At 61.3% G+C, this 9,399-nt stretch carries 9 protein-coding genes; 6 read left to right on the top strand and 3 right to left on the bottom strand.

Going from position 1 to position 9,399, the window contains the following annotated elements:
• From ACH2CW_RS03260 to ACH2CW_RS03235, 6 genes are all read left to right on the top strand, one after another.
• The coding region (locus tag ACH2CW_RS03260; RefSeq protein WP_395055411.1) for a polyphenol oxidase family protein at window positions 1–454 on the top strand (454 nt) is incomplete at its 5' end.
• Between the two features lie 349 nt (window positions 455–803).
• Window positions 804–2,546, top strand: coding sequence for a PHA/PHB synthase family protein (locus ACH2CW_RS03255; protein WP_395055410.1), 1,743 nt, complete (start codon window positions 804–806; stop codon window positions 2,544–2,546).
• Window positions 2,547–2,665: 119 nt separating this feature from the next.
• The gene (locus ACH2CW_RS03250; RefSeq protein ID WP_395055409.1) at window positions 2,666–3,844 is read left to right on the top strand and encodes an acetyl-CoA C-acetyltransferase; all 1,179 of its coding nucleotides are present in this window, start codon (window positions 2,666–2,668) and stop codon (window positions 3,842–3,844) included.
• A gap of 131 nt (window positions 3,845–3,975) precedes the next feature.
• Window positions 3,976–4,713 (top strand): acetoacetyl-CoA reductase, encoded by a 738-nt coding sequence (phbB, locus tag ACH2CW_RS03245; RefSeq protein ID WP_293594737.1) that lies wholly within the window; start codon window positions 3,976–3,978, stop codon window positions 4,711–4,713.
• A 116-nt stretch (window positions 4,714–4,829) separates the two neighbouring features.
• A complete protein-coding gene (locus ACH2CW_RS03240) occupies window positions 4,830–5,753 on the top strand; it encodes a dienelactone hydrolase family protein (protein WP_395055408.1) in 924 nt (307 codons plus the stop codon).
• A 121-nt stretch (window positions 5,754–5,874) separates the two neighbouring features.
• Window positions 5,875–6,321 carry a ribonuclease HI family protein gene (locus ACH2CW_RS03235; RefSeq protein ID WP_395055414.1) on the top strand — a complete coding sequence of 149 codons (447 nt, stop codon included), beginning with the start codon at window positions 5,875–5,877 and terminating at the stop codon, window positions 6,319–6,321.
• A 38-nt stretch (window positions 6,322–6,359) separates the two neighbouring features.
• Here ACH2CW_RS03235 and ACH2CW_RS03230 read toward each other — a convergent pair whose 3' ends face one another.
• The 3 genes from ACH2CW_RS03230 to ACH2CW_RS03220 all read right to left on the bottom strand — a co-directional run bounded on the left by ACH2CW_RS03230 (window position 6,360) and on the right by ACH2CW_RS03220 (window position 9,321).
• On the bottom strand, window positions 6,360–8,051 hold the full coding sequence (locus tag ACH2CW_RS03230) for a PhoH family protein (RefSeq protein ID WP_395055407.1): 1,692 nt from the start codon (window positions 8,049–8,051) through the stop codon (window positions 6,360–6,362).
• 260 nt (window positions 8,052–8,311) lie between these two features.
• Window positions 8,312–8,788 (bottom strand): peroxiredoxin, encoded by a 477-nt coding sequence (locus ACH2CW_RS03225; protein ID WP_293594733.1) that lies wholly within the window; start codon window positions 8,786–8,788, stop codon window positions 8,312–8,314.
• Window positions 8,789–8,919: 131 nt separating this feature from the next.
• Window positions 8,920–9,321 (bottom strand): Mth938-like domain-containing protein, encoded by a 402-nt coding sequence (locus ACH2CW_RS03220; protein ID WP_395055406.1) that lies wholly within the window; start codon window positions 9,319–9,321, stop codon window positions 8,920–8,922.
• Window positions 9,322–9,399 lie beyond the last annotated feature (78 nt).

Here is a 9,399-nt window from a genome sequence, read left to right as displayed (position 1 = left end):
CGGCGCTGCCCACGCCGGCTGGCGCGGCCTGGCTGGCAGCCAGGGTGACGGCGTGCTGGAGCAGACTTTTGAGTCTTTCAGCGCTCCGGCCCATAAGGGGCGTGCGCAAGCAGCTATCAATACCATAGCGTGGCTGGGACCGTGTATTGGCCCGACGGCGTTTGAAGTGGGTGCCGAGGTGAGGGCGGCTTTTGTGGGCAACGATCCCGCCGCCGCCACTTGTTTTACAGCGACAGCGCCCGGCAAGTACCTGGCCGACCTTCCTGGTTTGGCCCGCCTGCGGCTTCAGGCGCTGGGGATCACGCAGATCTTCGGCAATGACGGCAGTGCGCCGTGGTGTACCGTAGGCAATGCCTCACGTTTCTTTTCGCACCGGCGCGATGCCGGTGTCGGTGTCGGTGGCAATGGTTCTGGCACCACCGGCCGCATGGCTGCCAGCATCTGGCTCGAATGAGGAAGGCATCAAGGTTGTCGCCTCAGCAGTCTCCGCAGCTTCGCGTGCTTTGATGGCCTTGCGCCGCGATGGTGCACCCATCAGGTAAACCACCAATGCCACAGGACCCACGCCATAGAGTACAAAGGTCACCAGTGCACCCAGCAGCGTCCCGGACGGATGGGTGGCTTCGGCGACGCTCATCATGAGCACAACGTACATCCAGGCAATGACAATCAAATACATAAATCTTTGCGCTGCCTCATGAGTAGGGAAAGTTTTTACACGATACTAGCGTTGACTTGCCGCGGCTATCCAAGCTCGACACAGAATGCCCCCAAAGAGCCCGCAGATATCTCCGGAGACAAGCATGAATTCTGACGCAAACCTGGCGCAAGCGGCCCAACAGATGCAAGAGACTTTTGCGCAGGGCCTGAAACAGGTCATGGGCGCGATGGCCGGCGGCGGCCTCGGCGCGGCGCCCGGTTTCGCGCAGATCGGCATGAGTGATGCGCAGTCTGCCATGCCACCGCTGCAGATCGACCCGCTCAAGTTGCTGGAGATCCAGAAAACCTATCTCGAAGACATCAGCAAGCTGTGGAACAGCGGCTTGCAGGCCAGTACACAAGGCTCTACCGACCGGCGATTTGCGGCCGAAGCCTGGCACCAGAACCCGGTCTCGCAATTTGCCGCATCGGCCTACCTGCTCAATGCCCGCGCCCTGATGGGCTTGGCTGACGCGGTCGAGGGCGACGAAAAAACCAAAGCCCGCGTGCGTTTTGCGGTTGAGCAGGCGATGGCCGCCGCCGCCCCCAGCAACTTCCTGGCGCTCAATGCCGAGGCGCAGAAGAAAGCGATTGATACCCAGGGCGAAAGCATTGCCCAGGGCCTGACCAACCTGCTGCACGACATGAAGCAGGGCCATGTGTCCATGACCGATGAAAGCGTGTTCGAAGTCGGTAAAAACGTCGCCACGACCGAAGGCGCGGTCGTTTTTGAAAACGAGTTTTTTCAGCTCATCGAATACAAGCCGCTGACGGCCAAGGTGTACGAGCGGCCCTTCCTGCTGGTGCCGCCCTGCATCAACAAGTTCTACATCCTCGACCTGCAGCCTGACAACTCACTGATTCGTTACGCCGTGGCGCAGGGTCACCGCACCTTTGTCGTGAGCTGGCGCAACCCCGACGAGTCCATGGCCGAAAAAACCTGGGACGACTACATCGAGCACGCTGCCATCAAGGCAATTGAAGTCACGCAGCAGATCACCGGCGCCAAAACCATCAACGCCCTCGGTTTCTGTGTTGGTGGAACCATTCTGGCCACGGCACTGGCCGTGCTGGCCGCGCGTGGTGACAACCCCGTGGCCAGTGCGACTTTTCTGACCGCGCTGCTGGAGTTCAGCGACACCGGCATCCTCGACATATTCATCGACGAGCAATCTGTCAGCTACCGCGAGATGCAGATGGGCCAGGGCGGCCTGCTCAAGGGCCAGGACTTGGCGTCCACCTTCAGCTTCCTGCGGCCCAACGACCTGGTCTGGAACTACGTTGTCGGCAACTACCTCAAGGGTGAAACGCCACCGCCGTTTGACCTGCTTTACTGGAACAGCGACTCGACCAATCTGCCCGGCCCGTTTTACGCCTGGTATTTGCGCAACACCTATTTTGAGAACAACCTCGCCAAGCCCGGCAAGCTCACGGTCTGTGGCCAGAAGGTTGATCTCGGCAAGCTCAACATGCCGACCTATATCTACGGCTCGCGCGAAGACCACATCGTGCCCGTCGGCGGCGCTTATGCCTCGACCCAGGTGTTGCCTGGCAAGAAGCGTTTTGTCATGGGCGCGTCTGGCCACATTGCCGGCGTCATCAACCCCCCCGCCAAGAAAAAGCGCAGCTACTGGACCCATGACAAACTGCCCCAGGGCAAGTTTCCTGCCGCACAGGCCGACTGGCTCAAAGGCGCGACGGAGCACCCCGGCAGCTGGTGGACCGACTGGTCAGACTGGCTCAAGGGCCATGCCGGGAAGCAGATCGCTGCCCCCAAAACTTATGGCAGCCGCGGCCACAAGGCCATCGAGCCGGCGCCCGGCCGCTACGTCAAGGCCAAGGCCTGAATGAAAACGTGTCATCCCGGGCTTGACCCGGGATCCATGCACCGGATGAAGCAGCGCACCGGCATGGATTGCGGGTCAAGCCCGCAATGACGGAGAGCTGGATTCAACTGGAGACCCTCATGGAAGACATCGTCATCGTTTCAGCAGCCCGCACCGCCGTCGGCAAGTTCGGCGGCAGTCTGGCCAAAACCCCTGCGACCGAACTCGGTGCTGCGGTCATCAAGGCCGTGGCCGAGCGCGTGGGCCTGTCGCCCGACCTGATCGGTGAAGTCATCATGGGCCAGGTGCTGGCGGCTGGCGTGGGCCAGAACCCGGCGCGTCAGAGCGTCGTCAAGGCCGGCTTCCCGCACGGTGTGCCCGGTCTGACCATCAACGCCGTTTGCGGCTCGGGCCTGAAGGCCGTGATGCTGGCCGCGCAATCGGTCGCCACCGGCGACAGCGAGATCGTGATTGCCGGCGGCCAGGAGAACATGAGCGCAGCGCCGCACGTGCTCAACGGCTCGCGCGACGGCCAGCGCATGGGCGACTGGAAGATGGTGGACACCATGATCGTCGACGGCCTGTGGGACGTCTACAACCAGTACCACATGGGCATCACTGCCGAGAACGTCGCCAAAAAATACGGCGTCACCCGCGACATGCAGGACGCGCTGGCACTGGCCAGCCAGACCAAGGCCATGGCCGCCCAGGACGCTGGCAAGTTCAAGGACGAGATCATTCCGTTTTCGATTGCGCAGAAAAAGGGCGACCCGCTGGTGTTTGCCGCCGACGAGTTCATCAACCGCAAAACCAGCGCCGAAGGCCTGGCCGGCTTGCGCCCTGCGTTTGACAAGGCCGGTGGCGTGACGGCCGGCAATGCCTCGGGCATCAACGACGGCGCCGCCGCCGTGATGGTCATGACCGCGAAGAAGGCTGCTGCGCTGGGCCTCACGCCCCTGGCCCGCATCGCCAGCTACGCCACCACCGGCCTGGACCCGGCCTTCATGGGCATGGGCCCGGTGCCTGCATCGACCAAGGCCCTGCACCGCGCTGGCTGGAAAGCTCAAGACCTGGACCTGCTGGAGATCAACGAAGCCTTTGCCGCGCAGGCCTGCGCCGTTAACAAGGAGATGGGCTGGGACACCAGCAAGGTCAACGTCAACGGCGGCGCCATTGCCATCGGCCATCCGATTGGCGCGTCCGGCTGCCGCATCCTGGTCACACTGATCCACGAGATGGTGCGCCGCGACGCCAAAAAAGGCATCGCCAGCCTGTGTATTGGCGGCGGCATGGGGGTTGCCCTCACACTGGAACGCTAAATCTGGGTTAAAACAGTCTCTGGCCCATGTGTAGCAAGCGCAAGCAGCTATTTATTTGATAGCAAGATGGATTGCAGCATGGCATGACTTTTGCACACCTCATCGACAACTAAAACTCAAGGAGCACAGACATGGCTAAACGAATTGCATACGTCACAGGCGGCATGGGCGGCATCGGAACCGCGATTTGCCAGCGCCTGCACAAGGACGGCTTCACCGTGGTCGCCGGTTGCGGCCCGACGCGCGACTTCACCAAATGGATCGACGAGCAGAAGGCGCTGGGCTACACCTTCTACGCCTCCGTCGGCAATGTCGGCGACTGGGACTCCACGGTTGCCGCCTTCGACAAGGTCAAGGCCGACCACGGCCCGGTCAGCGTGCTGGTCAACAACGCCGGTATCACGCGCGACGGCCAGTTCCGCAAGATGAGCAAGGCCGACTGGGACGCGGTGATCTCCACGAACCTCGACAGCATGTTCAACGTCACCAAGCAGGTGATCGAAGGCATGATCGAAGGCGGCTACGGGCGCATCGTCAACATCTCGTCGGTCAACGGCCAGAAGGGTCAGTTCGGCCAGGTCAACTACTCCACCGCCAAGGCCGGCCTGCATGGCTTCACCATGGCGCTGGCGCAGGAAGTAGCCGCCAAGGGAGTGACTGTCAACACCGTGAGTCCCGGCTACATCGGCACCGATATGGTCAAGGCCATTCGCCCCGACGTGCTCGAAAAAATTGTCGCCGGTGTGCCCGCCAAACGCCTCGGCACGCCAGAAGAAATCGCCTCCATCATCTCGTGGATTGCCTCGGACGAAGGTGGTTATGCCACGGGTGCGGACTTCTCGCTCAATGGTGGTTTGCACATGGGGTGAGCCTGCGGCGTGTCTTGCAAAAAAACCCGCTTCGGCGGGTTTTTTTTATAAGCAGGCGCGACCCAATCGGAGCGCGAGGTACTGGCGAAAATCCACCATTCCAAAAAAATCCAGTCATGTATTGCCTTAATCTAAGAGCCGATATTTTTCTTCCCCGGTGGTGTTTCGTTGGTGCGGTGGTGCTGGGTTTGCCATGGTCTGGTTTGGCTCATGCCAAACTCGTGGAAGAAGTCATCAAAGTGCCTGTCAAAGTTGCCAACAACTATGGCAAAGAGGTGGCGCAGGACATCGTTGTCACGGTCTTTTATGAGGACACCGCGCCCAGGCCCTATCCGTTGCTGATCCTGGGTCACGGCAGAGATGGGGAAGCCGCCGGCCGCGCCGCTATGGGTCGAGCCAAGTATTCGGTCAATTCAAGGTGGTTCACCCGGCTTGGTTTTATGGTCGCCGTGCCTACCCGCATTGGTTACGGCGAAAGTGGAGGCGAGGACGTAGAAGACACGGGTGATTGCAACCGAAAAAACTACCCGCCTGGTTATGCCGCTGCTGCCGAACAGACCTTGAAAGTTCTCGATACCCTGCGCCAGCGCCCTGATACAGCCAGGGACCGCTCAATCATCGTAGGCCAGTCTTTTGGCGGTGTTGCTGCCATCACAGTCGCTGCGCAAAACCCGTCTGGCATCCAGGCCACCATCAACTTTGCCGGCGGTGGTGGCGGCAACCCGAAAACCAAGCCACAAGACCCGTGCGCTGCGCCATTGATAAAATCCATGTTTGCCGGCTACGGCAAGACGGCGCGTATTCCCACGCTCTGGGTTTACACAGAGAACGACATGTATTTCGGCCCCAAATTGCCCAGAGAATGGTTTGACGCATTCAAGGCGGCTGGCGGGGTCGGAGAGCATATCCTGTATCCAGCCCACGGAGATGACGGACATGGTTTGTTCACTCGCGCTCCCGAGGTGTGGCAAGCACGCGTCCTGGAGTTTCTGCGCGCCAATGGCTATCCGGACTTGAAAGCGCCTGAGAGCAAAAGATAGGTGCGCAGGGCTGACTGCGTATTCGGGGGCGCAAGTGGGTGCCGTCGACGATTCATCATGTGCTGGATCGCTCTTCCCTACAGCGTACCCATGCTTGAAATATGACCGGAAAAGCTTCTTGATTCTCTCAACGGTCTGGACTATCCACTGCGACGGCAGCGCGGTCCCCAACCCTGGCCGCATGGGCCTGGGCGCGGTGCTGGTCGCGCCGGACGGCACGCGGCATGTGCTTTCGGCGGCAACTGATGCACGGGGTTGCAACAACGAGGCCGAGGCGCGGGCGCTGATGCTGGCGCTGCGCGATGCGCAGGCGTGCGGGGCGACGGCGCTGCAGATCTATTCAGACAGCAGTTTGCTCGTGGCGCAGCTGGGTCTTGCGGGTGCGCCCGTTGTGCCGCGGCTGGCTGCGCTGTATGACGAAGTTGCTGCCTTGCTGGCGACATTCGCCCACACTTCGCTGCAGTGGGTACCGCGGCACCGCAATGGTGAGGCCGATGCGTTGGCGCGCGCGGCGGTGGGGCTGGCGCCAAAGAGGTCTGTGAAGTCTCCGAACAAGAGACGACGATAGGCCCCGGCAAGCCTGGCCGTGCTGTCAGTGCGCCGGCGTCAGAGCACCTCGCTGGCGAAGTCCGCCAGCCGTGAACGCTCGCCGCGTGCCAGTGTGATGTGCCCGCCGTGCGGCCAGCCCTTGAAGCGATCCACGGCGTAGGTCATGCCGGACGAACCTTCGGTCAGGTAAGGCGTGTCGATCTGCGCCAGGTTGCCCATGCAGATGATCTTGGTGCCCGGGCCGGCGCGGGTGATCAGGGTCTTCATCTGCTTGGGCGTCAGGTTTTGCGCCTCGTCGATGATCACGTACTTGTTCAGGAAGGTGCGGCCGCGCATGAAGTTCATGCTTTTGACCTTGATGCGTGAGCGGATCAACTCGTTGGTGGCGGCGCGGCCCCATTCGCCGGAGCCACTGTCGTTTTTGCCGAGCACTTCCAGGTTGTCGTCGAGTGCGCCCATCCAGGGGCCCATTTTTTCTTCCTCGGTGCCGGGCAAAAAGCCGATGTCTTCACCGACGCTGACGGTGGCGCGGGTCATGATGATCTCGGTGTAGCGGCGGTCGTCCAGTACCTGGGTCAGGCCGCTGGCCAGGGCCATCAGCGTCTTGCCGGTGCCTGCCGTGCCGGCCAGGGTGACAAAGTCGACCTCCGGGTCCATCAGCAGATTCATCGCGAAGTTCTGCTCACGGTTGCGGGTGGTGATGCCCCAGACGGCGTTTTTCAGGTGGGTGTAGTCCTTCAGCGTCTTGAGCACCGCCGTCTTGGCGCGGATCTCGGTCACGCGGGCATACAACGGTGGCTCGCCGGGCGCTTCGAAAAACACAAACTGGTTGATCAGCAGGCTGCCGACGATGGGGCCAGTGATGCGGTAGAAGGTGTGGCTGCCTTGTTGCCAGCTCTCGATGGTTTTGCTCTGGCGTGTCCAGAAGTCAGTCGGCAGGGCCAGCGAGCCGGCGTAGAGCAGGTCGCCGTCTTCCAGGGTTTTGTCGTTCTGGTAGTCGTCGGTGGCCAGGCCCAAGGCGCGCGCCTTGACGCGCATGTTGATGTCCTTGGACACCAGCACCACCTCGCGCGGCGCGTATTCCTTGCGCAGCGCTTCGACCACGCCGAGGATCTGGTTGTCGGCCTTGCCTTGCGGCAGGCTCATGGGCAGCGAGTAGTCCAGCACCTTGGTCTGGAAGAACAGGCAGCCGCCGGCTTCCTTGTGGCCGGTGGTGTCGAGCTTGAGGCCCTTGGCGATGTCGGCGCCGCTGGTGCCAGCCAGCGCGTCCAGTGTGCGGCTGGTCTGGCGGGCGTTGCGCGCGACTTCGGTCATGCCCTTTTTGTGGCCGTCGAGCTCTTCGAGCACGATCATCGGCAGGAAGATGTCGTGCTCCTCAAAGCGGAACAGGCACATCGGGTCGTGCATCAACACATTCGTGTCCAGCACAAACAGCTTGCTTGGGCCGGTGTGTCTGGGCTTTTTGGGCTTGGCGGCAGGTTGCGGCCGTACTGGCGAGGCGCTCTCTTTATGATAGCTGCCCGCGCCCGCGCTGCCTGGGCGGTCGGCCTCTTTGGCCTGATAGGCCACGGCGTGTTCGGCTTCACCGCCAGCCGAACGGCTGTCGAACAGATCAAGTGCCGGTGTTTTGTGGGCCAGCTCGGCCTGTTCCGTCTTTCGCGCGGCTTTGGAGGGCGACCGGGCCGGGGCGTCGAAAGCCTCGGTGGAGAGCAGAGCGGCACGTTTTGTCGGGGCGGGTGGCAAGGGCATGGTGCTTGAAGCTCGCTGGGTTGTGGGGAATTTGGGGGTTCTGAAAGCGAAAAAGCCGCCTGGAGGCCAGGGCGGCTTTTTCGGTGGGCGCAGTCGCTAGGGTCAACAGCATGAAGTCACTATACACGACTCAGATGACTGAAAACATGGCCCCCACGCTCGTTCACCTTGTGTAACTCGCTGCCCCCCGAGGGGGCTGATTTTCCTTGGGGCGGCCCGACGGAAAATTGCGCGGTTCAGGCGACCTTTTTGCAGTATTTTCAGGCCGCTTTTTTAAGGGCCTTGACCGCCTTGAGCACGTCGTCCACATGGCCCGGCACTTTCAGGCCGCGCCATTCTTCCTTGAGTGTGCCGTCTGCCCCTACCAGGAAGGTGCTGCGCTCGATGCCCTTGACCTTTTTGCCGTACATGATCTTGTTCTTGACGACGCCAAACATGTGGCACATCTTTTCTTCGGTATCGGCGATCAGTTCGAAGGGCAGCTCCAGCTTGGCCTTGAACTCGTCGTGCGACTTCATGTTGTCGCGCGAAACGCCGAACACGGTGGCGCCGGCTTTCACGAAGTCTTTGTAGCGATCACGGAACTGCATTGCTTCGGTGGTGCAGCCAGGGGTGTTGTCCTTCGGGTAGAAATACAGAACAACCACATGGCCCAAATGGGTCTGGTTGGAGACCTTGACCCCGCTGGTGGCGTTGGCTTCAAATTCGGGGAGTGGTTTATTAACGACGACTGCCATACTGCTTGGACCCTGACGAAAGTAGTTGTAATTAGGCCGTTGGCTCTGGTGCGTGTCGCGGGCCTGGCAGTGGGAGCCAGCCGGACCTTGCACCAAACGCAACCCTAGATTTTACTCTGAAAGCTCCGTCGTTACTTCGGGGCGCCCTCGGGTGCCTCCACCAGCAGCGCGGCCACTACCTTGCGGCCTTCCCCGGCCAGAATGTTGTAAGTGCGGCAGGCCGCGATGGTGTCCATGGTTTCCACACCAATGCGGGCGGCCATCAGGCTGCGTAAAAACGCTGGCGGTGGGAAGCGCAGCCGCGTGCCGCTGCCGAAGATCACCAGTTCGGGCCGGCTTTCCACCAAGCGTGAAAAGTGGTCTTCGGTGAGGTCTTCAAAGCGGCTGCAGGCCCAGTCCAACTTTTCCCCGCGTGAACCGATCACAACGCTGTGCTCGATTTTTTCAGCCACACCCTGGTTGGCCACGCCGATCCAGTTGGGGCCATACCCGAGGATGGATTGGACATCGAGGCGGTCGGGTTGCAGCTTCATACGGTGTTTGCGAGGAGGAGGGGGCGGCGGCGGACCGGGAAAACCGGGGGTTTATGTGGTCAAATTATAAGTTCCGCT

The organism is Polaromonas sp. (assembly GCF_043778355.1).
In the GTDB taxonomy this organism is placed as follows: Bacteria; Pseudomonadota; Gammaproteobacteria; order Burkholderiales; family Burkholderiaceae_C; genus Polaromonas.
Note: the sequence above shows the minus strand (reverse complement) of the source record. Positions and strands in the feature narration are given on the sequence as shown.

Bases quoted from the DNA above. Each gene is read 5' to 3' on its own strand.
- ACH2CW_RS03255 (WP_395055410.1), top strand. From the start codon at position 804: ATGAATTCTGACGCAAACCTGGCGCAAGCGGCCCAACAGATGCAAGAG.
- ACH2CW_RS03250 (WP_395055409.1), top strand. From the start codon at position 2,666: ATGGAAGACATCGTCATCGTTTCAGCAGCCCGCACCGCCGTCGGCAAG.
- phbB (WP_293594737.1), top strand. From the start codon at position 3,976: ATGGCTAAACGAATTGCATACGTCACAGGCGGCATGGGCGGCATCGGA.
- ACH2CW_RS03240 (WP_395055408.1), top strand. From the start codon at position 4,830: ATGTATTGCCTTAATCTAAGAGCCGATATTTTTCTTCCCCGGTGGTGT.
- ACH2CW_RS03230 (WP_395055407.1), bottom strand. From the start codon at position 8,051: ATGCCCTTGCCACCCGCCCCGACAAAACGTGCCGCTCTGCTCTCCACC.
- ACH2CW_RS03225 (WP_293594733.1), bottom strand. From the start codon at position 8,788: ATGGCAGTCGTCGTTAATAAACCACTCCCCGAATTTGAAGCCAACGCC.
- ACH2CW_RS03220 (WP_395055406.1), bottom strand. From the start codon at position 9,321: ATGAAGCTGCAACCCGACCGCCTCGATGTCCAATCCATCCTCGGGTAT.